General features: G+C 57.8%; 26 protein-coding genes. 19 read left to right on the forward strand and 7 right to left on the reverse strand.

Going from position 1 to position 24,504, the window contains the following annotated elements:
- From ACTRXA_RS11985 to ACTRXA_RS12010, 6 genes are all read left to right on the forward strand, one after another.
- A partial coding sequence (locus ACTRXA_RS11985; protein WP_442427427.1) for a transposase occupies window positions 1-193 on the forward strand: 193 nt, incomplete at its 5' end.
- A gap of 253 nt (window positions 194-446) precedes the next feature.
- Window positions 447-725: a hypothetical protein gene (locus tag ACTRXA_RS11990; RefSeq protein WP_442427428.1), complete on the forward strand. Its 279-nt coding sequence runs from the start codon at window positions 447-449 to the stop codon at window positions 723-725.
- 777 nt (window positions 726-1,502) lie between these two features.
- Window positions 1,503-1,640, forward strand: coding sequence for a hypothetical protein (locus tag ACTRXA_RS11995; RefSeq protein ID WP_442427429.1), 138 nt, complete (start codon window positions 1,503-1,505; stop codon window positions 1,638-1,640).
- Between the two features lie 429 nt (window positions 1,641-2,069).
- Window positions 2,070-2,474 (forward strand): CBS domain-containing protein, encoded by a 405-nt coding sequence (locus ACTRXA_RS12000; protein WP_442427430.1) that lies wholly within the window; start codon window positions 2,070-2,072, stop codon window positions 2,472-2,474.
- A 192-nt stretch (window positions 2,475-2,666) separates the two neighbouring features.
- Complete coding sequence (locus ACTRXA_RS12005; RefSeq protein WP_442427431.1) at window positions 2,667-4,823, forward strand: caspase family protein; 2,157 nt, start codon at window positions 2,667-2,669, stop codon at window positions 4,821-4,823.
- Window positions 4,824-4,831: 8 nt separating this feature from the next.
- Window positions 4,832-5,317 (forward strand): hypothetical protein, encoded by a 486-nt coding sequence (locus ACTRXA_RS12010; RefSeq protein ID WP_442427432.1) that lies wholly within the window; start codon window positions 4,832-4,834, stop codon window positions 5,315-5,317.
- 44 nt (window positions 5,318-5,361) lie between these two features.
- Here ACTRXA_RS12010 and ACTRXA_RS12015 read toward each other — a convergent pair whose 3' ends face one another.
- A complete protein-coding gene (locus ACTRXA_RS12015; RefSeq protein ID WP_442427433.1) occupies window positions 5,362-5,658 on the reverse strand; it encodes a GIY-YIG nuclease family protein in 297 nt (98 codons plus the stop codon).
- 235 nt (window positions 5,659-5,893) lie between these two features.
- Here ACTRXA_RS12015 and mltF point away from each other — a divergent pair, with 235 nt between their 5' ends.
- From mltF to ACTRXA_RS12050, 7 genes are all read left to right on the forward strand, one after another.
- Window positions 5,894-7,258, forward strand: coding sequence for a membrane-bound lytic murein transglycosylase MltF (gene mltF, locus ACTRXA_RS12020; protein WP_442427434.1), 1,365 nt, complete (start codon window positions 5,894-5,896; stop codon window positions 7,256-7,258).
- A gap of 30 nt (window positions 7,259-7,288) precedes the next feature.
- The gene (gene msrB, locus ACTRXA_RS12025; RefSeq protein WP_442427435.1) at window positions 7,289-7,693 is read left to right on the forward strand and encodes a peptide-methionine (R)-S-oxide reductase MsrB; all 405 of its coding nucleotides are present in this window, start codon (window positions 7,289-7,291) and stop codon (window positions 7,691-7,693) included.
- Window positions 7,694-7,819: 126 nt separating this feature from the next.
- Window positions 7,820-8,041, forward strand: a complete 222-nt coding sequence (locus tag ACTRXA_RS12030) for a hypothetical protein (protein ID WP_442427436.1) — start codon at window positions 7,820-7,822, stop codon at window positions 8,039-8,041.
- 15 nt (window positions 8,042-8,056) lie between these two features.
- A complete protein-coding gene (locus ACTRXA_RS12035) occupies window positions 8,057-8,521 on the forward strand; it encodes a tRNA (cytidine(34)-2'-O)-methyltransferase (protein ID WP_442427437.1) in 465 nt (154 codons plus the stop codon).
- 230 nt (window positions 8,522-8,751) lie between these two features.
- Window positions 8,752-9,225, forward strand: a complete 474-nt coding sequence (locus ACTRXA_RS12040) for a c-type cytochrome (RefSeq protein WP_442427438.1) — start codon at window positions 8,752-8,754, stop codon at window positions 9,223-9,225.
- Between the two features lie 39 nt (window positions 9,226-9,264).
- Window positions 9,265-10,074, forward strand: a complete 810-nt coding sequence (locus ACTRXA_RS12045; protein WP_442427439.1) for a carboxypeptidase-like regulatory domain-containing protein — start codon at window positions 9,265-9,267, stop codon at window positions 10,072-10,074.
- Window positions 10,075-10,252: 178 nt separating this feature from the next.
- Entirely contained in the window at window positions 10,253-11,818 is a 1,566-nt protein-coding gene (locus ACTRXA_RS12050; protein ID WP_442427440.1) for an ankyrin repeat domain-containing protein, read from the forward strand.
- A 3-nt stretch (window positions 11,819-11,821) separates the two neighbouring features.
- On the opposite strand, the gene ACTRXA_RS12055 is transcribed toward ACTRXA_RS12050, so the two are convergent.
- From ACTRXA_RS12055 to ACTRXA_RS12065, 3 genes are all read right to left on the reverse strand, one after another.
- A complete protein-coding gene (locus tag ACTRXA_RS12055) occupies window positions 11,822-12,646 on the reverse strand; it encodes a carboxypeptidase-like regulatory domain-containing protein (protein ID WP_442427441.1) in 825 nt (274 codons plus the stop codon).
- A gap of 60 nt (window positions 12,647-12,706) precedes the next feature.
- Entirely contained in the window at window positions 12,707-13,750 is a 1,044-nt protein-coding gene (locus tag ACTRXA_RS12060; protein ID WP_442427442.1) for a GGDEF domain-containing protein, read from the reverse strand.
- Between the two features lie 87 nt (window positions 13,751-13,837).
- Window positions 13,838-14,587 (reverse strand): formylglycine-generating enzyme family protein, encoded by a 750-nt coding sequence (locus ACTRXA_RS12065; protein ID WP_442427443.1) that lies wholly within the window; start codon window positions 14,585-14,587, stop codon window positions 13,838-13,840.
- A gap of 123 nt (window positions 14,588-14,710) precedes the next feature.
- Here ACTRXA_RS12065 and ACTRXA_RS12070 point away from each other — a divergent pair, with 123 nt between their 5' ends.
- From ACTRXA_RS12070 to ACTRXA_RS12085, 4 genes are all read left to right on the forward strand, one after another.
- The gene (locus ACTRXA_RS12070; RefSeq protein WP_442427444.1) at window positions 14,711-15,094 is read left to right on the forward strand and encodes a tetratricopeptide repeat protein; all 384 of its coding nucleotides are present in this window, start codon (window positions 14,711-14,713) and stop codon (window positions 15,092-15,094) included.
- Window positions 15,095-15,270: 176 nt separating this feature from the next.
- Window positions 15,271-16,812: a B12-binding domain-containing radical SAM protein gene (locus tag ACTRXA_RS12075; protein WP_442427445.1), complete on the forward strand. Its 1,542-nt coding sequence runs from the start codon at window positions 15,271-15,273 to the stop codon at window positions 16,810-16,812.
- A 12-nt stretch (window positions 16,813-16,824) separates the two neighbouring features.
- A complete protein-coding gene (locus ACTRXA_RS12080) occupies window positions 16,825-18,360 on the forward strand; it encodes a glycosyltransferase (protein WP_442427446.1) in 1,536 nt (511 codons plus the stop codon).
- Complete coding sequence (locus ACTRXA_RS12085; RefSeq protein WP_442427447.1) at window positions 18,361-18,915, forward strand: hypothetical protein; 555 nt, start codon at window positions 18,361-18,363, stop codon at window positions 18,913-18,915.
- Between the two features lie 4 nt (window positions 18,916-18,919).
- Here the strand turns inward: ACTRXA_RS12085 and ACTRXA_RS12090 are convergent, their stop codons facing one another.
- The gene (locus ACTRXA_RS12090) at window positions 18,920-19,126 is read right to left on the reverse strand and encodes a hypothetical protein (RefSeq protein WP_442427448.1); all 207 of its coding nucleotides are present in this window, start codon (window positions 19,124-19,126) and stop codon (window positions 18,920-18,922) included.
- Between ACTRXA_RS12090 and ACTRXA_RS12095 the strand changes: the two genes are divergently transcribed.
- The gene (locus tag ACTRXA_RS12095) at window positions 19,107-19,703 is read left to right on the forward strand and encodes a toxin-antitoxin system YwqK family antitoxin (protein WP_442427449.1); all 597 of its coding nucleotides are present in this window, start codon (window positions 19,107-19,109) and stop codon (window positions 19,701-19,703) included. The genes ACTRXA_RS12090 and ACTRXA_RS12095 overlap by 20 nt on opposite strands.
- 81 nt (window positions 19,704-19,784) lie before the next feature.
- A complete protein-coding gene (hflX, locus tag ACTRXA_RS12100) occupies window positions 19,785-21,071 on the forward strand; it encodes a GTPase HflX (protein WP_442427450.1) in 1,287 nt (428 codons plus the stop codon).
- Between the two features lie 19 nt (window positions 21,072-21,090).
- On the opposite strand, the gene ACTRXA_RS12105 is transcribed toward hflX, so the two are convergent.
- Together ACTRXA_RS12105 and ACTRXA_RS12110 are read right to left on the reverse strand one after the other, a co-directional pair.
- On the reverse strand, window positions 21,091-23,274 hold the full coding sequence (locus ACTRXA_RS12105; RefSeq protein ID WP_442427451.1) for an ATP-dependent helicase: 2,184 nt from the start codon (window positions 23,272-23,274) through the stop codon (window positions 21,091-21,093).
- 67 nt (window positions 23,275-23,341) lie between these two features.
- Complete coding sequence (locus tag ACTRXA_RS12110; protein ID WP_442427452.1) at window positions 23,342-24,490, reverse strand: ABC transporter substrate-binding protein; 1,149 nt, start codon at window positions 24,488-24,490, stop codon at window positions 23,342-23,344.
- Window positions 24,491-24,504: the final 14 nt, after the last annotated feature.

Raw genomic sequence — 24,504 nt, forward strand, 5'->3', positions numbered from 1 at the left:
GAAACTGCGGCCGGGCATCGAGGGCAAGTTGTCCGAGATGAAGCGGTACCACGGGCTGACGCGGGCACGGTACCGGGGCATAAGAAAGGTCGGTCTGCAATGTTACTTCACGGCGGTGGCGGTGAACATCAAGCGGTGGATCAAGCTGGAGATGGAGAGACTGAAAGTCCCGCCCGATCCCGCTCCAACTTGATCAAGATGAAAAAAATCCCGAACGCATACTAAGTCAACAAAAGGAAACAAAGAAACGGAGGTGAAACAGAGGAACCCGGAGAGCCAAGATAGGCCGAGGTCGAAATCATCAGGCCCGGCACACCCAAAACTCCCGGCATCTCCACGCCAGCACTGGATCATCCGGGGTTTTCAGACGGTATCACGTCCTTGCGGACCCTATAAATTCCGTAGATCCCAACGGCAAGGTTCCACCTGCAGCGATTGCAGCGATTGTGGGTGCTGGGAAAACGATAGGGGGCGTTGCGTTTGGGGTTTTTGCGGGGGCATCAGGCGGCGCTATATCTGGTGGCAAGGTGGGAGCGGTGATAGGTGGCATCGTTGGAGGGTTTGTAGCAATTGTAAATCCTCTTGGATCGAAAGAATTCGGTCTTTTTGCAGGCGCTTTAGCTCAATCTGCGATAGCTTCTGCTGAAAATATTGCGGCCCAAATTTTAGGTAATATTGTTAGGCATTTTCAAGGGCAACGTACTTTTTTATTTGACCCCTATTGAGGCTGTATTTGCTGGATTAGGCAATCTCTTTGGTAGGGGATTAGCCAAACCTTCCGATTTCGGTGGGGGTATTCAATTTCTGGATGCAATTTTCTCCGGGGGTGGTGCTCGAGCCGGTCAAATGGTCGGAGGGCAATTATCCGGGAAAGAAAATGGGCAAATTTGTCTCAGGAATCCTTTCTAATGAAAAGGATTAAAATATGTCCCCTATTGTAATCTATTTATTAGTATGTGTGGTCGTATTGTGGCTAATTATTTTATATGTCAATAAATTCCATATTCCATGTTTATATAAAATTGCATTAGGTGACAATACAGAGAATATTAAAATTCTGAAACAGTTTTTTTTAGCACTTGGAAGTTTAATATTTATATCTTTGACTGTAGTAATCTTGGCATATTTTTTTTCTAAATTAGCTTTAAAGATTTCTCTTTACTGGTTGATAGCACCGCAGGCAATTGCTTTTTTGTATGTGCTTTTTTTTAAAAGTCAGAATATTATTGAAATTAAATCAATTTTGAGTGGTAAACGGCCAAAACTATAGGTCTCTTTGGCTGAAAATATTTATTTACAACATTTCTATGCTATAGCCGCGGTTTTAGCACAACAGTGGTCATGTACCGCGTCTATTATGTGTGCAGTGATGGTATCCCCCTGGCACCGACGACCGCCTGTCGTCGGTCACGGATGGCGACGGAGATGTCACCACCTTCTCGCGCAACGCGTCGGGCGACCTCATCACCATCACCTCGGCCGACGGGCAGGACACCACCGTCATGCTGGACGCCAACGGCTACCTCGCGGCGCTCACCAATCCCGAGCCGGAGACCACGAGCTTCACCTACACCCCGGACGGCCTCATGCTCGCCAAAACCCTGAGAGCGAAATCCGTTAGTTTTATTTCCCCTTTGTAAGGACGCGGCCCCCAACCCTTCCCCATCCCTGAAAAGCTTTTAAATTGTCGAGATATGGGTTACAAAGGGTGAAGGTGTTGAAAGAAAGGTTTAAGGGCTTCGGCAAGCAAAGTAATATACCGCGGATTGCTGGACCCATTTCAGTACTTTTTTCAATAAAATTTTGTGTGTAATTCCTGTGTAATCCTTCCCGGAAAAGGGGCGATTTTCCGGGATTTCGCTGGACTCCCTGCAAACCATCGAAAGGCTCTAACTCTAATTATTCCGAAGGTTTTAGAATCATTGGGAAATTTCCCGAAAAATTTGTTAGTTTACTTCTAATCCGTAGGTCGGGCGTTCGAATCGCCCCAGGCGCGCCATTTCACTGGGGAAACGACCCCTTTACGCGGGGATGGAACATGGACGACAACCTTTAACTCAGGAGTCGGTATGACCACCGGAAACACCGTAGGCGATCAGATGAGCAAAACCCTGTTCTTCACGGGGCCGGAAACCACCGCCTTCGATGCGGTGGACAAGATGTATCACAACAAGGTGAGCGCCCTGCTCATTCAGATTGACGGAGAATTCAAAGGCATCTTCACCAAAACCGACTGGATGCACCTGACCATGGGAGGCCAGGCCGACCCGCACGGGGTGAAAGTCGGCGACCTGATGAGTTCGCCTATCATCACGATCGACCGCAAAGAAACCGTTGGGAAGGCCACCATGATCATGGAAGAGAAGGTCATCCGTCACCTCGCCGTCACCGATAACGGCAAGATCGTCGGCATGCTTTCGGTGAAGGACCTCGAAAAGTTCTATTACAAGATGCATCAGAAAACCAACTTCTGACGCCCTCGATACCATTCGGCCCTCGGTAAAAAAGCTTTGCCTCCCGGCCCGGTCCCGGCCTGAATGAGCCATACCCGCCCGCCTGCGTTGCCTCCAAATCCAAAAGAGGTGTATATTAGAACAACCGCTCAACCTGGATGGCAGACGATGCCGAACCCGATTCGACAAATAGAGCCTCCACCCCGAAATGGGATGCACCACGCCGCATTTCCAAAAATCGTCGTGGCGTTCCTGTTTTTTCTTTTCGCGTCAACGCCCCTCACCTCTTCCGCCGAAGTACCTCGAATTCTGAGCGGACATACGGCTGCAGTTCAGGGCGTGGTGGTCTCTCCGAACGGCAAATATATCATTTCAGGGGGAGACGACGGGACGCTCATCATTTGGGACGCCCGCACAGGCGACAGGCAGAAAACCTTGAGCGGTCACAGTGGCGCAGTGAACGCTGTCGCAATTTCCCCTGATGGGAGATCGCTGGCGACAGGCGGAGCGGACACGCTGGTCAAGGTGTGGGATGTGGAATCCGGGAACGAGGTGCGGTCGCTGTCGGGCCATTTCGATGCGGTCACCGGCCTTGCCTTTTTTCCCGATGGAACGCGCCTCGTCTCCAGCGGACTCGGGGAATCCATCATCTTGTGGGACGTCCGAACAGGCCAGCCCCTGCGCGTGTTCGGCGATGAAAACGATTCAGGGCCCGAGTTTGTTGCACTGGAACCGGTGCGATCGGTGGCCGCTTCTCCTTCCGGCAAAACCCTGATCACCGCTCAGGGAGACGCATTGAAACTATGGGATGCCTCGACCGGAACGCGCCTGCGGACCTTCTCGCGTCACAACGGCAAACTCTTCGCCACAGCGTTTTCTCCCGACGGCAAAAGCATCGTCTCCGCCGGACAGGACGGCGTCGTGCGGCTGTTTTCCACTGCCACCGGAGAACTCCTGCATACGTTGAAAGGCCACAAGGGGAAAGTCAATGCAATCACGTTTTCCCTGGACGGTGCGCACCTGCTTTCTGCCGGAGACGATGGCACGGTCCGGTTGTGGAATGCGGAAGATGCCGCGCTCCTGCACACGTTCGAAGGCCACACACAAGGCGCGACCTCCGTTGCCTTCTCGCCGGACAACCGCTTTGCAGTTTCCGGAAGCATCGACAAAACGGTGCGGTGGTGGGACCTGGCATCGCACGTCCAACCGGCTGTGGTGGCGGAAGCGCCTGAATCGAAAACCCCGCTAACGACGGAAACACCCGTCCCCGAGACGGGCCCCAAAACTCCGGCGCCCACTCTGCCTGTGGAGGCTCCCGACACCGACCCGCCAGACATCGTCATCACGTCGCATGAAATCCTGCGCGGCATCGTGGTCGTGCCCGCATTGCCGGAAACCTTCGTCGAAGGACGCGTGACCGACAAAAGCGGCATCGCCCGCGTCACCGTCAACAACCGCCCGGCGCGCGTAGACGTGTCCGGCAACTTCTCCGCAGGGGTGCCGTTAGAGGAAGGCAAAACCAAAATCGTGGTCATGGCCGAGGACACGCGCGGCAACCTGGCATGGGAAACTTTCTGGGTGGAAGGAGAAGCTCCCGTTTCAAAAGAACGGGTGGCAGACAAGGAAAAATCCCAATCGGGGGTTCCCGGCAAAGGCCACTACCATGCACTCATCATCGGCATCAACCAGTACCGCCACCTGCCACCGCTCAAAACCGCGGTGCATGACGCGCGGGAAGTGGACCGCATCCTGCGCGATCAGTATGGATTTGAGACCACGCTGTTGATCGATCCCGGCCGCGACGCCATCATGGACGCGTTCAACGGCATCCGTCTCCGTTTGACCGCGGACGATCATTTTCTGATTTATTACGCGGGCCACGGTGAGTTCGACAAAACCGTCAACAAGGCATACTGGCTTCCCGCTGACGCCCGCCCCAACAGCGACACGAAGTGGATCATCGTGGACAACATCACCTCCAACATCAAGCGCATGGCGGCGCGGCACGTGCTGGTGGTGGCGGACAGTTGTTATTCCGGCACGCTGACACGCTCCGCCATCACGCGGCTGAGTACGGCTGAAGAGAAAAGACGGTTTCTGGACAAGATGAGGTCGCGTCCCTCGCGTACCCTGATGGCCAGTGGCGGCAATGAGCCTGTGGCCGACGGTGGGGGCGGTGGGCATTCGGTGTTCGCGCGCGCCTTCATTGAAGCGCTGCAACAACCGGAGAACCCCGTGTTCACTGCCGAGCAGTTGTTCCACGACCAGATCAAGGAACGCGTCGCGGGGTCTGCCCAGCAGGTGCCGGAATACAACATCATCAAAAACTCCGGCCACGAGGGCGGCGATTTCGTGTTCATCAAAAAATGAAAATGGATATGAAACGGATTTTACTTTTTACGGTTGTTTGGTTGGTGCTTGCGTTTCCGTTTCCGGGTTCGGCGCAGGAAGGGATGCTGTCCCTGATCAAGGAAGGACTGGACCCGACCTTCAGCGGCACCACGTGCAGCGGCATTTACGAGGTCCACCGCGGAAAGGATATCAAGCACCTGCGCGGTTTCCGGCTCTATGCCTGCCAGGGACGCTACACCCTGACGCTCGAAGGGAAGCGCGGGGACGTGGTGACCCTGTTCGGCCGCAGCGAATTCGGCAAAGAAAACGGTTTCCTTGTCATCCGCAAAACCGACGACCGCAAGGTGTGGTTGATCGACCTCGAATCGCTGCCCGAAGGAAGCTGGGTGAAGCGGGGACCCATCGACCGGTCGGGGGGACTGCACGTGTACTACCAGCCCGCTCCCAATTTCAGCCAGAAAATCTCTTCCGTCAAATGGGGGCGATGGTGGAACGGATCACAACCGGAATGAACCGTGCACGCCTCTCCATTCCCACAAGGAAATAAAGGGACTCTTTAATTCCCGGAACGAGGCGTTGACAGCAGGGTGTGCAACGCGACTTCCCTGCGCACCAGCCTCTCTTTATCTTCCTTGCGCAGTTTTTTGATCGCCGCTTCAGCACGAAGCGCATGCGAGCGGTCCCCTACAGCCTCCTGGAATACCAGCTCCAGCGGTCCCTTGCCGCGAAAGAACTTGGCCCCGCGCGAACCGCCGGAAGCGTGCTCCGCCACACGGCGTTCGACATCATTGCTGACCCCCGTATACAGGCTCCCATTCTGCGCCCGCACCAGGTACACCGACCATTCCGGCATCCAGCGTTTTTCTCCCAAAAATTGTAAGCGGTGATATCCGGCATAAAACAAACCGCGAATGATTTTAACCATACCCGTCCGCTGTTTTTTTTACCAGAACAATTGTTTTTGCGTACCGTGATCATGCCCCTGACCGCATTTACCTTTCCCTTCTTGTTTTCACGGGTTTCTTTTTTTACTCTGTATAAGAACGTTTTATTTACGAAGGGCAACGGAAACCATCCATCACGCGACCATGCCAATTTTGAATCGCATTTTTCCGGCCGGCATCCTCCTCCTGATTTTTTCAGGATGCGGGAGTCCGATTGGAGGCGACCACCGAAGCCTCGATGAAATCAAGGATTCCGGCAAGCTGGTGGTCCTCACACGCAACGCGCCCACGACGTATCATTTCAATGCGCAGGGCAATCCCACCGGGCCCGAATACGACCTGGTCGCCGGTTTCGCCCAATCGCTGGGCGTCGAGCCGCAGTTCATCATTAAAAATTCGATGACCGAAATCCTCGACGCCATCAAGAAAGGCGAAGCCGACCTCGCCGCCGCGGGCATCACCAAAACCGATGTGCGTGGCAAACAGTTTCTGTTCGGTCCCACTTACCAGGAAGTGACGCAACAGGTCGTGTGCCGCCGTCGCAGTGTACGGCCCGAATCTTTGGAGGAGTTGATCGACCAGAAGGTGAACCTCGTGGTGGTGGCGGGCACCAGTTACGAGGAAAACCTGGAACGCTTGAAATCCAAACATCCGGGTCTCAGCTGGAAAGCCACCACCGACATGGATACCGAGGAAATCTTTGAACAGGTGTGGGACAAGGAAATCGACTGCACCGTCGCCGACTCCACCATCGTGAAAATCAACCGCCGTTATTATCCCGAACTCACGGTGCAGTTCGACATCACCCCGCCCGAGCCTCTGGCATGGGTCCTGCCCCAGGGGGCAGACGAATTAAGCGATGCCATCGACAGCTGGCTGAAAGAGTTCAGTCACAGTGGCGATTTCGACTCGGTGATGGCGAAGTACTACAAGTACATTCCCAAATTCGATTACGTCAATATCGCCACCTTCAACCGGCATATTCGCAAGCGTTATCCCAAATACAGGAAACTGTTCGACAAGGCTTCGGAAAAATTCGGCCTGCCGCACAACCTGCTCGCGGCGCAGGCCTACCAGGAATCCCGCTGGAATCCGCGCGCCAAAAGCCCCACCGGTGTACGTGGCATCATGATGCTCACGCTGGTCACCGCCAAATCGCTGGGCGTGAAAAACCGCATGGATGCGAAAGCCAGCATCATGGCCGGCGCTCAATACCTGCATGAACTCAAACAACGGTTCCGCAAGGAAATTCCGGAACCCGACCGAACGTTCATGGCGCTCGCCGCCTACAATGTGGGCCGCGGCCACATGCACGATGCTCAAAAACTGGCACGCGATCTGGGCAAGGACCCCCACTCCTGGACGGAATTGCGGGAGGTGCTTCCCTTGCTCAGCCAAAAAAAGTATTATAAAAAACTGAAATACGGATACGCCCGCGGCCGGGAACCGGTCCGCTACGTGCAACGCATACGGGACTACGCAAATATCCTGGCGCGGGAGTTGAAGTGATGAAATCACCCGTTCGCATGAGTTCCTCTAATGGATAAAATCCAGAAAAGTGATCAGGAATGGAAGGACCAGCTGAGCCCGGAACAGTACCGCATCTGCCGCCAGCACGGCACCGAGCCGGCCTTCACCGGGGAGTACTGGGACACCAAGACCCCCGGCATGTACCACTGCATCTGTTGTGACCAGCCGTTGTTCGAAGCAAACACCAAGTTCGACTCCGGCACCGGCTGGCCGAGTTTTCATTCTCCGCAGGCGGAGGACGCGGTGTCGGAAAAAGAGGACCGGACTCTGTGGATGCGGCGAACCGAGGTGCTGTGCTCGCGATGCGACGCTCACCTGGGGCACGTGTTCAACGACGGTCCCGCCCCGACGGGCCTGCGGTATTGCATCAATTCCGCTTCGCTCAAACACAAACCGTCCGGGTCCGGTGCCTGAAGGATTGGGCGGTTTTCCGACAGGCAGCTCGCATCCCGGCAGTTATCCGTTCCATTCCTTTCGGGTTGTGGTATATATATCGTGGTTTCCACGACGAAATCCCCTCTGCAAGGATGTGAACCCGAAATGCGAATGGACAGGTACAAGATCAAAATGGAAGACATATCACCCTATCCCATAGAACGCTCCGCCGACTGCCAGGAATGGGAGGACGTACCCCACGAGGAGCTGGAATCCATTCTGGACACGGTGCCGGAGGACAAGGTCCGAACCTTTCTGGGCGTGGTCCGCAACGGCAGTTTCGCCGCCCTGGACGGATACTTCTACCGCATCCGTCCCCGCAGCTGACCCGCACCCGCAGGCATGCCGCACAACCTGAACGTCGTTTTGCTGGAACCGGAGATCCCGTCGAATACGGGGTCCATCGGCCGGTTGTGCCTGGCGACCCAATCCACCCTGCACCTGGTGGAACCGCTCGGCTTCGAAATCACGGACAGCCGACTGAAACGGGCCGGCCTGGATTACTGGCAACACCTGGATGTCATGCGGCACGCCCACTGGAATGCTTTTCTGCAAACCCTGCCTGCCAACGCGCCCTGCATCTTTTTCTCCAAAAAAGCGAAAAGACTGTATTCCGAGCACCGTTACCAGCCGGGCAGTTACCTGATCTTCGGCAAGGAAACGCTGGGATTGCCGGAAGAATTGATCGACGCTCACCCGGAGACCGCCGTCCGTGTCCCGCAATACGATGACCGCGTGCGGTCGCTGAACCTGTCGAATGTCGTCTCCATTGCCGTGTACGAAGCCCTGCGCCAGCTCGGCTACTGACCTCTCACTCCTCCCACTCCCTTTTATCTCGGCTTTTTCATTTCTTTTCTGACCGTACTTCACGGTCATGCGTTCACCACATTAACCGTCCCTAATTAAAAAGTTTTAAGCCCGCCTTAAGGGTCTCTTAATTTTCACCTTCTATATTGAAAGGTGAAAAGGACACTCGACGCAACAAAGGGAGTTCGCAAAAAGTCACAGATCATTCACCCACAGGAAAGGAATCGATCATGCTTTCTCACCGACCCCGTTTGAAACGGACTGAGGGAACCCGGGCAACGACGGTGCTGGCTCTGCTGACGCTGGGCCTGATGCTGACCGCCGGCCCGGCGCTTGCGGCCAAGGACTGTCCGCAACCGCGCAAGACCAAAACCGCTCCGTCCAAGTTTCAGAAAATGGAGATTCCCAAAAACGCCAGTGCCCAGAACGGAGAATCCCTGTTCCAGAAATCCGCCAAGCCGATGGCCTGCAAAATGTGTCACGGAGACAAAGGCGACGGCAAGGGGCCCCTGGGCAAGGCGCTGAAACCGGCTCCGCGCAATTTCACCTGCGCCAAAACGATGAATGACATTTCGCCGGGGCAGATGTTCTGGGTCATTAAAAACGGTTCTCCCGGCACCGGCATGGTGGCCCACGGAAAACAACTGAGCGACAAGCAAATCTGGGACCTGGTGAAGTACATCAACACGTCCCTTGCAAAATAAACCGCAATGCCAACCCGCTTCCAAAGAGGAGGTGTCATCATGAAGACCCAAATGCTTCCGACACTCGCCGGAGCGATGGCGCTCTGGCTCGCCACCGGAACCGGCCTCGCGCAGGCAAAAGGCTATGAGGCCATTGACGTGAAAAACGGCGGCACGCTGACCGGCACCGTGCTGTTCAAAGGCACGCCTCCGGACCCGATCATGGAGGACTTGTCCAAGGGCAAGAACGCCGAGTTCTGCGCACAGCACCCCGACGCCACGAAGGACGGAATGCGTCCACGGCAGAAGGTGCAGGTGACCGACGGCAAACTGAACGGCGCCGTCGTGTTCATTCAAAACATTGACAAGGGTAAGGACTGGAACGCAGAAATCATCCAGTTCGATTTCAAGGACTGCGACATCTTCCCGAAGGTGTCTGTCGTCCGCCGCCCCCCGCGCGGAGTTCGTGAAGGCCTCGTGCAGATCGTCAACCAGGATCCGGATATCCTGCACAACCCGCACGGCTATGCAGTGAAGGGCGCACAGAGGAAAACGCTGTTCAACAAACCGCTGCCGAGCAAGGGAGACGTGGCCGATGTCACGAAGAACCTGATGCGCATGCGGCCGGGACGCGACCAGCATTTCTTCCTGCAGTGCGACCAGCACAACTTCATGGAAGCCGATGCGCGCGTGGTGTGGAATCCGTACTACGCAGTCACCGGCAAGGATGGTGCGTTCACGCTGGATCAGGTTCCTGCAGGCACCTACAAAATCACCGCGTGGCATCCTTACGTCGGTGAGGTAACGAAGGAGGTGACCGTCGGCGCTGACGGAACCGCGAATCTGGACTTCGAGTTGACTTCGAAGTGAGTCACCTCCCCTGAACCTCCCTGGTGCGGCGCCGGGCTTCGGCCCGGCGTCGCCTTCCCCTTTTATTCCAGATTCCCCACGAGATGCCTGTTCAAAACAATGGTTGAATCAACCGGATCGAAGGAGTATAACTCGGGACAGAAGTGATCGCGGTTGATTCACCCGTTGAGACACTCGTATGATATCCCGCCTCTTTATCCGACGTCGGTCCCATCTTTTTGTTTTGATCCTGTGTTTCACCTTGCTTGCCTGCGGACCTTCTTCGGAACGCAAGGACGGCGGAATTCCCCCCGAAGCCGTTAAGGAACTGATCCAGTACGCCCGAGCCGGGGATATTGCCCAAATGGACATGTGGGTGGCCGGACACGGCAAGGACCCCGACGCACTGGCGGTGGCCCTTCTCGCAGCGGTGGAAGCCGACGCGCGCAGTGCGGCTTCGTGGCTGGTCAACCGCGGCGCTCCCGCTACGGCTTCCGATTCCAACGGTTTCACCGCTCTCATGCACGCCTCCCTCAATGGCAACGCCGAGCTGGCAACCTCCCTGATCCAACTGGGAGCCGATCCCCTTGCGCGGGATCATGACGGGCGCACGGTCTTGATGAGCGCGGTTGCCGGTGGCAATCACCATCTCGTACAGACTCTTTTCCCCCTGAAAGTCGATCCCAACCACCGCGACCAGTTCGGCTTCACTCCCCTCATGTGGGCCGCCACCATGGGCGACCCGGCCATGGTCAAATTGTTGATCGACCACAAGGCCGAGGTGGATCTTCGCGACCGAAACGGGTATTCGGCTTTATGGCTGGCCGCCATGCGCGATCAGTCGGAAATCGTGTACTTGCTTCTGGATCACGGTGCCAAAGCCAGCGTGCGAAACAACGACGGCTTCACTCTGCTCATGGATGCGGCCGTCGGTGGCAAAATGGACATCCTTCCCGTTCTTCTTCAACATGGCGCGAACATCAATGCGACGGACTCGTTCGGCCGCACCGCGCTCATCGACACCGCCTACCGCGGCCGTCAGGATATGGTCCGCCTCCTTTTAGAACACGGTGCGGATGTCAACCTGAAAGACCACGATGGATTGACCGCTTTGATGGCCGCATCTCTGCGAGGCGACGCGGAAACGGTACAGACTTTACTGGACAAGAAAGCCGACGTGCATGCCAGCGACCGCTTCGGCAGAACCGCGCTGGCGGGTGCCGTGCGAGGGGAACACGAACCGGTGGTCCGCCTTCTCGTCGAATACGGGGCGGATGTAAACACACGTGACGAACAGGCCATGACACCGCTCAAGATCGCCGCCTCACGCGGACACCTCGGGCTGGTGCGGTGGCTGCTGGACCACGGGGCCATGCCCCGGTTCGGGAAGAACGAGCCGTTCACTCCGCTCAACAGTGCCGCATTCGGAGGAAACCTCGAGATCGTCAAACTCTTTCTCAGCAAGGGGGCCGACGTCAACCAGGCGGACAGCCGCGGCCTGACACCGCTGATCAGCGCCGCCTTCGGCAATCATGGAGATACGGTCCGTCTGTTGTTGAATAAAGGCGCGAAAGTCAATCAACAAGCGGACAATGGCTGGACCGCTCTCATGAGCGCCGCGTTTGAAGGCAACCGCGAGATCGTGCAACTGCTTCTGGAACGGGGAGCCAATCCGCAGGCGCGCACACAGGATGGGTGGACCGCCGCCCAAAGCGCCCGCCTGGGCGGGCATACCGAACTGGAAAAACTGCTGGAGGCAGGATAAAAGTTACTTCTCGTACTTCAGGTTACGGCTTCCTTTGGGGTTGTAAACGTACATCAGGAGAAGAGCCCAGTTGCCCTGCGTGTAGCCGGTCGTCCCCCCCTCCGTGGCGAGCCGGGTGGGATCGAATTCAAACTTCGCATAGTGCCGCCCGTCACGGGTCCGCACGTAAAACACCCCGCCCGGCTTGTCAAAATCCATCGACAGATTTTCAGCGTACCCTTCCGGCGGAGCGCGGTCGGTGAAAACCAGGAAATCGCTTTCCACTTCCAGTTCAGGGCCGGAGACAAATTGCAGCCCACCCCCACCGGTTACCGCCAGCCGGATGTGGTTCCAATCCGTCCTCGATCCAAACATGGGAAACACATCCGCCTCTTCGGGATCCAAAGCGCGTCGCCCATCCTTGAAGGACCACCCGAACGGCTGATGGTTTTCCACCCCGATCCGCATGAGACCGGATTTCACCGGGTGGCGGACAGGATCTTTCCGTTTGATTTTGATGACGGCGGTGGATTCGCTTTCATACCAGTGTATGAACGGGACGTATCCCTCACGGGTGGCCTGAAGCTTGGCGCTGTCCGCACCTTCGTATTCCAGCCGGAACCTCCCCTGGGCGTCGGTCCGCGTATCGTAAACCGTGGGGTGATCCCACACAATGCTGTCGCGGCTGATCTTCCAGCCGTATTGCCGAGTCTGAACCCGCACATCGGATACCGGCTCGCGGGTATCGTAATCGACCACCGTGCCTTCGATGCTATGCTCGCCGGAACAGGCGGCCAGAGTCATAGCCGGAACCAGAAACAGGAAATTGATTACGCGTAGGGTTTTCATAGACTGCACCCGGCGATGGAATCATGAAGGGCCGCAAGCTTTTTTCAGGATCGATTGATTTTAGCTGCTGGCAACGCGGTTTTTTCCCTGAAGCTTGGCCCGTTCCAACGCGCCTTCCGCTCGTTTGAACAATGTTGTTTTCGTATCGCCTTCCTTAGCCTGCGCAAGTCCGGCACTGACGGTCACACGCACGCGGTTTCCAAACTTGTCGTTGATGTCGTTCATCAGGTGCGTCCGCACGGTCTCGACGCGATCACGCAGGCGCTCGGCGGCACCCCGCACATTCTTGTACGAGGAATTATGAAACAGGACGGCAAACCGGTCCTGCGTGTACCGGTACACAAAATCCGACTGCCGCACTCCGTCACGGATCACCGCCGCCACACTGCACAATGCGTTGTTCGCCGCTTCCGCCCCGTACTTGTTCTGTATCGATAGAAAATCATCGATGTCGAACAATGCGAGAAAAAACGGTTCCCGCGTTTTGTGAAAGGCTTTTAAATTCTCTTCGATTTTGATGTCGTAGGCCGACCGGTTCAGGACCCGGGTCAATCCGTCCAGAACAACCTGTCCCTGCGTGTCGGCACGCTCCTGCAGGGTGAGGCAATGCTGGTGCAGACGTTCGACCTCCTGCCGCACGATGCCGAACCGCTTCTGAATCTGTTCGGTGACGTCCAGCATCCTGTCGCGGATGGCCAGGGTGTGCCGCAGTTCGCGCGCTTCTTCCAGTTCGTCGATGATTTTTTCCAGGCCCTGATCGAGTCTGCTTCCCTTGCCGAACATCGATGTGAGAGACCGGGCCAGGGCGCGGATGATCTCCACCAATCCGGCCCTTTCCAGCAGCCGCAAGTCGGTGTTCTTTTTTAAAAAATCAAAGCCCTGTTCGAGCTCCTTTTGCAGCGGAGCATCGAGACCCGGAGCCACCGGCGGCAGCCGGTTTTTCAGCAGATCCAGCTTATCGTGCAGGTCGTGATCCTGGGGCAGGCCCCGCGCGGTTCCTTCCACAAACACACGCAACAGGGCCAACAGGGATTCAACGTCCTCCGGGGTCACGGTGCCGCCACCGCGCAGTTTGAAAGAAGGCTGTTCGGATTGAGTTCCCATTCTCACCTGAAACGACAATTTATCTTCATTTCGATTGTACCAGATTGGGAACCCGGTCAGCGCGGGGAACCATCCTTGGTTCAGGCCTTATGGCGTTTTTGGGGCATCCATGGCACAACGGAACCCGAAATTGGAATTACGCAGGTGTGGCTCCGACCAGAACCGGGTGGCGCTCATCTGGTGACGCGCGCCGGAATACCACGATCCGCCGCGCAATGTTTTTTCCGTTCCGGTCTCGGGCCCCTGCGGGTTGGCGGGGGGACTGCGTTCGTAATAGGTTTTGTCGTACCAGTCGGACACCCACTCCCAGACGTTGCCGGACATGTCGTAGAGACCGAACGCATTGGGCTTTTTCTGGCCGACCGGGTGTGTTGTCTCGTCCGAATTGTCCTCGAACCAGGCATACTCCCCGCTGTGTTCGTCGCCCCAGAAATACACGGTCTGCGTGCCCGCACGGGCGGCTTTTTCCCACTCCGCTTCGGTGGGCAGGCGTTTGCCCACCTGTTTGCAGTAGGCGCTGGCTTCCAGCCAGGTGACCTGGTCGGCAGGATGATTTTCCCCCTCGAATTTCGAAGGGTTGGCCCCGCGAATGGCCACGTACTCTTTTTGCGTCACCTCAAATTTGTCGAGAAAAAATCCATCCACGAACACTTTGTGAGGGTATTTGTTGCTGGCTCCTTCCAGACCCATGGTGTACGTCCCCGGCGGGATGTACACCATGCCTGCCGGAGGTTGCAGTGGGGCCTCCGCGCGGACCAGCCCCGGATGAAAGGCGACCCATGCCGCCGTCATACACCACACGGCCACAAGGGCCCGCTTGAATACTCCGAATTTCATTTTCATTCCTTCAACCAATAAAATTTTCAGTAAAACGAATCGATGTCCGATGCATCCTAACATTATATAAACCCGAACGCACGACGACATATTTCCTACACGAACTGGGTGAAGAAGGAATCCATGGGACTTCTCGACTGGCTTAAAACAGACAAGATCAAGGAATGCCAGGAACGCCTGCGGCACCATCCGGAAAACCCGCGCCTGCATTTCGAGCTGGGCGTGGAATACGAACGGCTGGGTAAAAACCAGGAGGCGCTGGCGGCGTTTCAGGAAACGGTGCGCCTGGATGAAGGCTCGGCGGAAGCGCATTTCAACCTCGGTTGCCTGTACGAAAAGGTGGGCGACGGCAGGAACGCCATCGTGCACATGATCAAGGCGGGCAACCTGTTCGCGCAGAGAAACGCGCCCGTTCAGAAAGAAACCGCCCGCACCAAAACGCAGGAGCTGTACCACAAATTCAAACTCGATCCCGGCGAGTTTGCCCCCGGAAACAGCAAAAGCTGAACCCCCTGTAAAATCCCCTTTTAGCGGAACCCGGTCCTCCCCCCTCCCGGTGGCCGCCGTTCTTCCCGCCGACCCTATCCTCCTGGCTCACGATTCGCTTGAGATGGGGATTTATCCTGTTACACTGAAAAGACAGCCGTTCACACACTCCGCCCGCAGCCGGGACCGCTTTTTTTATGAAAATTTGCCTGATCGAGCCATCCAAATTCGTATCGCTGACGAACTTCGTCTCGACCATCAGCATGCCGCCCATCGGCCTGGCCTACATCGCCGCCGCCCTGCGGGAGGCGGGCCACGAGGTGGCCGTGGTGGACGGACCCGGCTCCGCGCCGCGCAAGTTTTTCGAGTTCCGGGGCATAAACATCCGCGGCCTGGAGAACGGCGAGATCATTGACCGCATTCCGGAGGACGCCGACGTCATCGGCCTCGGTTGCATGTTCAGTTCCAACTGGGTGTACGTGCGCGACCTGGTGAAAGGCATCCGTGACCGGTTCCCCCACAAACGCCTTCTCATGGGCGGCGAACATGTCACCGGCTTTCCCGAATTTTCCCTGGAACAGGCGCCGCTCGATGCGGTGGTGCTGGGCGAAGGCGAAGAAATCATCGTCCGTCTGCTGGACCGCTGGCAGGAAAATAAACCGATTGACGACCTCGCGGGCATTGCGTTTCGCCAACCCGATGGCACCATCCAGACCAACCCGCGTCACAACCGCATCCGCGACATCGACTCCATTCCCTGGCCGGCGTGGGACCTGTTCGACATCGAGCAGTACAACGCCGTCAACCAGCCGCACGGCGCCTCGCAGGGCCGCTTCATGCCCATGCTGGCGACACGCGGATGCCCGTTCCAGTGCACCTTCTGCACCAGCCCGCACATGTGGACAACGGAGTGGACGGCGCGCGACCACAAAAACGTGGTCGATGAAATGCAGACGTACATGGAACGCTACGGCGTCACCGATTTCCAGTTCGAGGACCTCACCGCCATCGTCCGTCGCGACTGGATGCACGCCTTCTGCGACGAGGTGCTGGCACGCGGCATGAAGATCACGTTCCAGATGCCGTCGGGCACGCGCAGCGAGGCCATCGACTACGACCTCGCAAAAAAACTGAAGGCGGCAGGATGCCACGAGTTTGCTTTCGCCCCGGAATCCGGCGACCCGGAAGTGCTGCAGGCGATCAAGAAGAAGGTCGATCTCGACAAGATGTTCCATTCCGCGGGCGAGGCGCTCCAGGCGGGCATCAACGTCGGCTGCTTCTTCATCATCGGCTTTCCCGAGGACACATACAAAAGCGTGTTCAGAACCTACGCCGCCATGATCAAATGCGCCATGCTCGGATTCACCAACGTGAACCTGAACGCCTACTCGCCGCAACCGAACACCGAGTCGTTCAACCAGCTTCGCGAAAACGGCAGAATCCCCGAGCTCGACGACGACTACCTGATGAGCCTGTTCACGTTCCAGGATTTCGGCGCACGCAAGACGTCGTACAACCCGCGCTTCGGTCACCGCGAGTTGTCGTTCCTGGTGATTTTCGGGCAAGGCCTGTTTTACGTGTTCTATTTTCTGCGCAAGCCGGTGCGCATCTATTACCTGTTCCGCGATTTCTTCTCCGACCGCGCCGCCAACAAGAGCAACAAGATGGTGAAGTCGATGCTCAAGGACGCCTTCAGCCTGCTCAAGGCGCGGCTCGGCCGCCTGTTCAAAACCGCATGAGGAACCTGCCCGATGGATGTGGTGGACGCCCTGCGTGAGCGCGAACGCGCGCGCATGCATTACTGGGACCGCAAGGATTACTTCATCCCGCACCGCCTGAAATGGCGGGCGCACATGGCGCGCCACCTGTTCCATCTCCTGCCCGGCGAATCGATCCTCGATCTCGGTTGCGGCGACGGGCGCTGGACCCGTGAGATCGCCGAACTGCACGACCACAAACACCCCGTCACCGCGGCGACCTTCAATCCCGATTACTTTGATGAACTCAACGCGAACAAACCGGAGAACGTCGAGCCGGTCCTGCTGAACGAATTCCCCGGCTCGCTTGCGGGACGCAAATTCGACACCGTGGTCGCGTGGCACATGCTTCCCAACCCAAACTACGGCGCGTTTCTGCACGAAGCGCGCAAACTGTTGAAACCCGGCGGCCGCTTCCTGCTGTTCGAGCCCAACCCGTGGAACCCGTATTCGCAACTGCGCCGCCTGGTCACGCGCCTCATCCCGTTCGTCAAACTGCGGGAAGAAGGACCGCGCTTCAACCGCATCGAGATGATGTCGATCCTCTCGGAAATCGGCTTCACCGGAATCCGCATTCTTCCCTACGATTTTCTGTTCCCCCCCCTGCCGAAAGCCCTGTTGTGGCCGGTACAGAATCTGAGTCTCATCCTGGAAAACATGCCTTACGTGCGCAACTTCGCCGGCGAGTTGTATCTCAACGGACAGAATCCCGCGCCGGAAGACTGGAAGCGTCCGTATGTCCCGCTCACCGAACACGCGTCGCTCAAGGGCCGGGTGTCGGTGGTGGTGCCGTGCCACAATGAAGAAGCGAACCTGAAACCGTTGGTGGCCAACCTGACGGGTTACTTTGACGACTACATCCAGGAGATCGTGCTGGTCGACGACAACAGCACCGACCGCACGGCGGAGGTGGGCGAAACGTTGCATGAACAGGACCCGCGCGTGCGGCTGGTGAGGCGCACGCCGCCAAACGGGGTGGGCCGGGCGCTGCGCGACGGACTCGCCGCCGCTCAAGGCGATTACGTACTGCTCATGGACTGTGATTTCCAGCATATCCTGCCGGAGTTGACGGGGCTGTTCGACGCGGTGGCCGGTGGCGCGGACGTGGCCATCGGTTCCCGTTTCTCACGCGACAGCGTTCTGCTCAATTACGCGTTCACCAAGATCCTCGCCAACCGCGCGTTTCACCTGCTGGCGCGCATCCTGTTCCGCAAGTACCTGCGCGACCTCACCAACAACCTCAAGCTGATGAAACGCGAGGTAGCGCAAAACCTTCAGCTGGAAGCGCACGATTTTGCCGCCAATGCCGAAACGGGGCTGCAACCGCTCCTGCTCGGGTACAAGGTGGAGGAAGTGCCCATCTCGTGGATCAACCGCTCGGTGGACATGGGCTTCTCCAGCTTCAACCTGCACAGGACCGGACCCAATTACCTGAAAGTGTTCCTCCGCCTGTTCTGGCGGCAGTGGCGCGGCAAATCCATCACCCTGCCCGTCGAACCCTCACCTCAACATCCTGCAACACACAAATAAATGGACCTTCGCTTTCCCTGCCGACGTTTTCTGAAAACGGCGGTGTCTTTCGTGGCCTGGTTCTGGATCGGTGCGCCCCTGCCCGCTTTCGCCAACGGGGACGATCACGACCATGAATCCGGCGATTCGTTCCTGGAGGAAGTGAGCGACGCACTGGGCGTGCTTTCCCTTTGGGGCCTTGTTCTGCTGAATGCGCTCTGGTATTACCACATGGGGGTTCGCAAACTGCCCCGCAGTGTGCGCGAAGCGCTTCCGGATTTTGTCGTCCGCAAGCCGGTGCAATGGAAAGTGCGCTGGCGCAATTACCACTACTGGGGCAATCCGGTGATGCTCGGACTGAGCTACTTGCACGGCTGGTGGGCGGAGGACAGCAACTGGGTGCTGTGGGCGGGGTGGGGCCTGATCGGTGTGCTGTGTCTGTCGGGTCTCGCCATGAAACTGCAAGGGGCCGACCAGCCCGGCGCGAAGGTCACGCGCCTGCTTCACACCCAGCACACGCTGTCGGTGGTGATGGTCGTCCTGTTGTGGGTCGGTCACCTGTTCGCCGACGATTGAAGCGTCACTCCTTCGGGGTGTCCGGTTTGAACAGGCCGGTGATAAAATAGACGAGGTAGGGAATCAACACGCCGAACACCAGCAGGCCCCAGGTGAGACCGCTTTCGCCGTACTTGAGTTCCAGCGACTGGATGGGACCGCGCCAGGCCCACACGGCGTAGACCACACCCCCCACAACCAGCAGGATGATTTTGATTCGCTTCGCTTTCATGCCCGCCTCCTTCGCCGCCACCTTGCTGTGGCTCGCGGTGGCGTGTCCCGTCCCGGCGTCGGCCGAACGGGAAACCATCATTCAATCCTATCCCAACGGCGCGGTGCATTTCGAGATCCAAATCGATGAAAACCGGTTCCGCCACGGCTGGACACGCGAGTTCCGCAGGAACGGGTCGCTCATGAGCGAGTACATGTACGAACACGGCGTGAAACAGGGGCTGGCCCGTTTTTATTATGACAGCGGCGAACTGATGACCGTGTGGGTGTACGAGAACGGCCAGCGGCACGGCCAAAGCATCGGCTACTTCAAGGACGGGGCGGTGAAGGACCGCGGGTTTTACCAGAACGACCTTCTGCACGGTCCGGTGACGCTGTACCATCCCGACGGCACGGTGAAGGCGCAACTCGAATTCAAAGAAGGCCGCCGCCACGGCGAGAGCAAAACGTATTACGAAGACGGGCAGGTGCAGTTCGTGTACCGCCACGATAACGACCGGATGCTGGAAAGCGAACATTACGGCCGCGACGGGCAACTGCTTGAAAAGCAATACTATCCACACCCCGGAGGGCGCTGACCGGTTTCAAACGAATTTTCCAGGCCGGGAGCTTTGCAATTGTTTGGCACGGCCTCGGGTGCCGCGATATAATGGGAGCGAATGAAGCCTGTCTATTTTGATACACAGAAAGTGAACAACCACCAGCCCCGCGCCATCCTCGTCGGCGTGGAGACGAACCAGGGCTCGGGTCCCCCGGTCGGCGACTCGCTGGACGAGTTGTCCGGGCTCGCCACCACGGCGCATTACGATCCCGTCGCCCACCTCACCCAGCGGCTGGCCACGATCCACCCAAAAACCTATCTCGGCAGCGGCAAGGTGGAGGAACTGCACCAGGCAGTGAAGCACCACGATGCGGAGATCGTCATCTTCGACGAAAACCTGTCGCCTGCACAGACACGCAACCTGGAAAACCTGCTCAAGTGCAACGTGGTGGACCGGTCGTGGATCATCCTCGAAATCTTCAGCGACCACGCGCGCACCAGCGAGGCGAAAACCCAGGTGGAGCTGGCGCGGTTGAAATACTCATTACCACGATTGACACGGATGTGGGGTCATTTGTCGCGCCAGCGCGGCGGCATCGGCATGCGCGACGTGGGTGAAACGCAGATCCAGCTTGACCGGCGCATGATCCGCGACCAGATTTCCAAGCTCACGAAGAAGCTCAACCGCATTCACAAGGAAAAACAGACGCAGAGAAAAAGCCGGCAGACCACCTACCAGGTCGCGCTGGTGGGCTACACCAACGTCGGCAAATCGACGCTGATGAACTGTTTGACGGGCGCGGACACGCTGGTCGAGAACAAACTGTTCGCCACGCTGGACGCCACCGTGCGCAAGGTGAAAAAGAATTTTCCGTACCCGATCCTGCTTGCCGACACCGTCGGGCTCATCGACAAACTGCCGCACGATCTGGTCGCGTCGTTCAAAAGCACGCTGGACGAAGTGCGCAATGCGGACCTGCTGGTGCACGTCATCGACATCAGCCACCCGCATTACCGCCGGCAGATGGCGACGGCGGAGAACGTGCTCAACGAACTCGGCATGCACGACACCCCCACCGTGAACGTGTTCAACAAAATCGACCGTATCGAAAACGCGCAGGACGTGGAAGAGATGCGGCGGTTGTATCCGGATGCGGTGTTCGTGTCCTGTCGGAAGGAAGTGGGACTGGACGACCTGCGCCACGCCATCGTGCACCACTACGAAGCGCGGCTGGTGCCCTACCAGGTGGAGCTCGACTACACGCGCTCGGACCTCATTCCCGAAATCCGCAAGCACGCGCTGGTGGTGGACGAGCGCTACCACGACGAGACCATGACGCTCGACCTGCGCATCTGGCCGCACCACAAGGCCCGCCTGATGGAACTGTTGAACGGCTACGCCTGAAGCAGACCGCCTTTTAAATTCAAACCACGATGAGGTTGGCGTGGGCGACGACGAGTTTTTTCTTTCCCGCCTTTTTGAAAAACACCACCACCTTCATGTCGTCGTCACTGCCTTCGCGGTTGACCACCACGCCGGAGCCGAACTTCGGATGCAGGACTTTCGTGCCGACGGCGAACCCGGTGTCGGTGGCGGGCGGCGATGCGCCCGCGGGCAGTGACCACTCGTCACCGCCGTTTCTTGACGCGTAGGATGAAGAATAGGAAGACGATGTCGTCATTGCGGGGGCGCTGGACTCCATCGTCATCACCTCGCGCGGAATGGCATTGATGAAATCGGAGGGCTGGTAGGTGAAGGTGCTTCCGTAAATGCGCCGCCTGCGCGCATTGCTGACCATCAGCCGCTTGCGCGCGCGGGTGAAGCCGACGTAACACAACCGCCGCTCTTCTTCATACTCGTCGTTGCTCGACAGGGAACTGGCGTGCGGCAGGAGCCCGTTCTCGAAACCGATGATGCACACCGAATCGAACTCCAGTCCCTTGCAGGTGTGGAGTGTCATGAGCGCCAGCACACCGCGGCTGTCGTCCAGGTTGTCGAGGTCGGCGACCAGCGTGGTGGTGTCGAGGAACTCCCGCAACGAGCCTTTGCGGTCGATGTCCACGAACTGTTCGACGGCGGAATACAACTCGTTCAGGTTCTCCAGCCGGCTTTTCGCCTCCTGCGTGTTCTCTTTCTGCAGGGCCGTGAGGTAACCTGTTTTTTCGAACACCTCCTTCAGCAGATCGACCGCCGAGTGATCTTCCACCACCTGCTGAAAGCGGTCCATCATGGCGACAAACTGTGCGATTTTTTTGGCCGGGCCCGTGCCCACAATCCCCCCTGCCTTGCGGAACCCTTCCAGTAACGTCAGATGGTGTTCGCCGCAGTACGCCTCCACCTTGTCTACAGAGGCCTTGCCGATGCCGCGCACCGGCGTGTTGACGATGCGCTTGAGGGACACGGAGTCGTTGGGATTGAGGATCACGCGCAGGTAACTCAGGATGTCCTTGATCTCCTTGCGCTCGTAAAACTTGAGGCCGCCGATCACCTGGTAGGTCACACCCAGGTGGCGAAGCTGGTCCTCCAGCACCCGCGACTGCGCGTTGGTGCGGTAGAGGATGGCGATGTCGTTGAGCGACGCACCGTCCTTCACCCACTGGTGGATGCGTTCGCACACCGCGCGGGCTTCGTCGATTTCATCCTCGGCACGGTAATACAAAATGGGCTCGCCCGACTCGTTGCGCGTCCACAAATTTTTCTCGCGGCGCGCCGCATTCTGCCTCACCACCGCTCCGGCCGCGTTCAGGATGGTCTGCGTCGAGCGGTAGTTCTCTTCCAGCTTGATGACGGTGGTTCCGGGAAAATCCCTCTCGAAATGCAGGAGGTTTTCCAGGTTGGCGCCGCGCCAGCGGTAAATACTCTGGTCGTCGTCGCCCACCACGCACACGTTGTGATGCGCCCGCGACAGCAGTTGAATGAGATGGTACTGCGTGAGGTTGGTGTCCTGAAACTCATCGACCAGGATGTAGCGGAAGCGGTCGTTGTAGTGATCGCACAGTTCTTTGTTCGTCTTGAACAGTTTCACCGTCATCATCAGCAGGTCGTCGAAATCGAGGGCGTTGTTTTCCTTGAGGGCATTCTGGTAGTGTGGGTACACGTGCGCCGCCTTCAGCTTGTGGCCGTAGGGCAGGGCATCGAGCTTGATGTGTTCCGGCAACTGGTAATCGTTTTTGAATCCGCTGATGTGGTTCAGGATGGTTTTGGGCGGAAACGCCTCTTCATTCACCTCCGCCGCCTTCATGCATTTCTTGACCAGCGACAACTGGTCCTGCGCATCGTAGATCACGAAATCTTTCGTGTATCCGGAAAACTCCATGTGCTGGCGCAGGAGGCGCAGGCACAGCGAGTGGAAGGTGCTGATCCAGGGTGCACGGCCGCCGTCGCCCATCTGGCCCAGCACGCGTTCGCGCATTTCACCCGCGGCCTTGTTGGTGAAGGTGATGGCCAGGATGTTCTCCGGCGCAATGCCTTTGTCGCGGATCATGTGCAGGATGCGGAATGTGATGGCGCGGGTCTTGCCTGACCCGGCGCCTGCAACCAGCATGAGCGGACCTTCCGTGTGCCGGACGGCCTGCAGTTGTTGCGGATTGAGTTCGTTGGTATCCATGTAACAAAAAGGGCGGGAGAATCTCGAAGGGCGGGCACCCGTCACGCTCCACGCATCACGCGCGCGTTCAGTGCGTCATGATGGTTTGAAAGTAATCGAAAGTGTAATCCTCGACCTTGAAAATGTCGATGGGTTTTTTCACAGCGTGAATGGATTCAAAACGGATTTCCCCTGTGGCGCCCTGAAACCGCGATTGTTCGATGTGCTGGCGCATGGATTCGGCATCGAGTTTGCCCGCGAGCAGGGATTGCAGGATGATGGTCGCAGCGTCGTAATAACTGGCGGAATACAGGTTGGGTTGCACGCCGTACTGCGTGGTGAAATGTTTGACGAATTCCCGCACGTGCGGTTTCGGCGATTTGAGCCGCCAGTTCATGGCGGAAGCGAAGGTGTTGCGCGCCGCCTCGCCTGCGATGTCGATCAGGTCCTGGCTGTACACCCCGTCACCGCCCAGGAACGGCGCTTCCAGCCCGATGTCCCGCGCCTGCTTGAGAAGCAGTCCCCCTTCCGCCGGATACGTGAGGAAGAACACCGCGTGCGGGTCCAGGTCCTTCACTTTTTCCAGCGTTGCCGAAAAATCCGTCGTGCCTTTGGCGATGCCGTGCACCCAGTCGACACTCCCGCCCAGCCGGGTGAACTCTCGGTGCACCACCTTCTGGAACCCGCGCCCGTAATCGTTGTCGAGGTAGAGGATGACGCCCTGCCGTGCGCGCAGGATTTCATAGGCGAACCGCGCCAGCGCCCGGCCCTGGCGGTCGTCCGGCGTGACCAGCGTGAAAGCGTAGTCGCCCGCTTTGCGGATCATGGGGGTGGTGGCGCTTCCCGACATCAACACCACCCTGTTCTCCTGCACGATGGGCGACATGGCGAGGAACACGGGGGAAGTGAACGGACCGACGATGGCCTGCACCTTCTCTTCGGCGATCAACGCGCGTGTCACCTTTTTGCCCTGTTCGGGATCGGAGCGGTCGTCCACCATCACCATCTTGACCTTGAGACCCTTCCTGGCCAGGGCAGGAGCGTGGGTCTTCAACGCAAGCTGAATACCGCGTTCGGCATCGGTGCCCTGCGACGCGTTCTCGCCGCTCAAAGGCAGGACCGCACCCAGCACAACGCGGGTTTCCTTTCCTTCGGCCGCGGCCATCTGTGGACAGAAAAAAGCGCTCAACGCGAAAAGCGCCAGCGCCCAGGTAAAAAATCGGTAAGAAAATTTCATGTCGAATCACCTCA

Source organism: Nitrospina sp. P1_D6, from assembly GCF_052156615.1.
Lineage (GTDB): Bacteria > Nitrospinota > Nitrospinia > Nitrospinales > Nitrospinaceae > Nitrospina.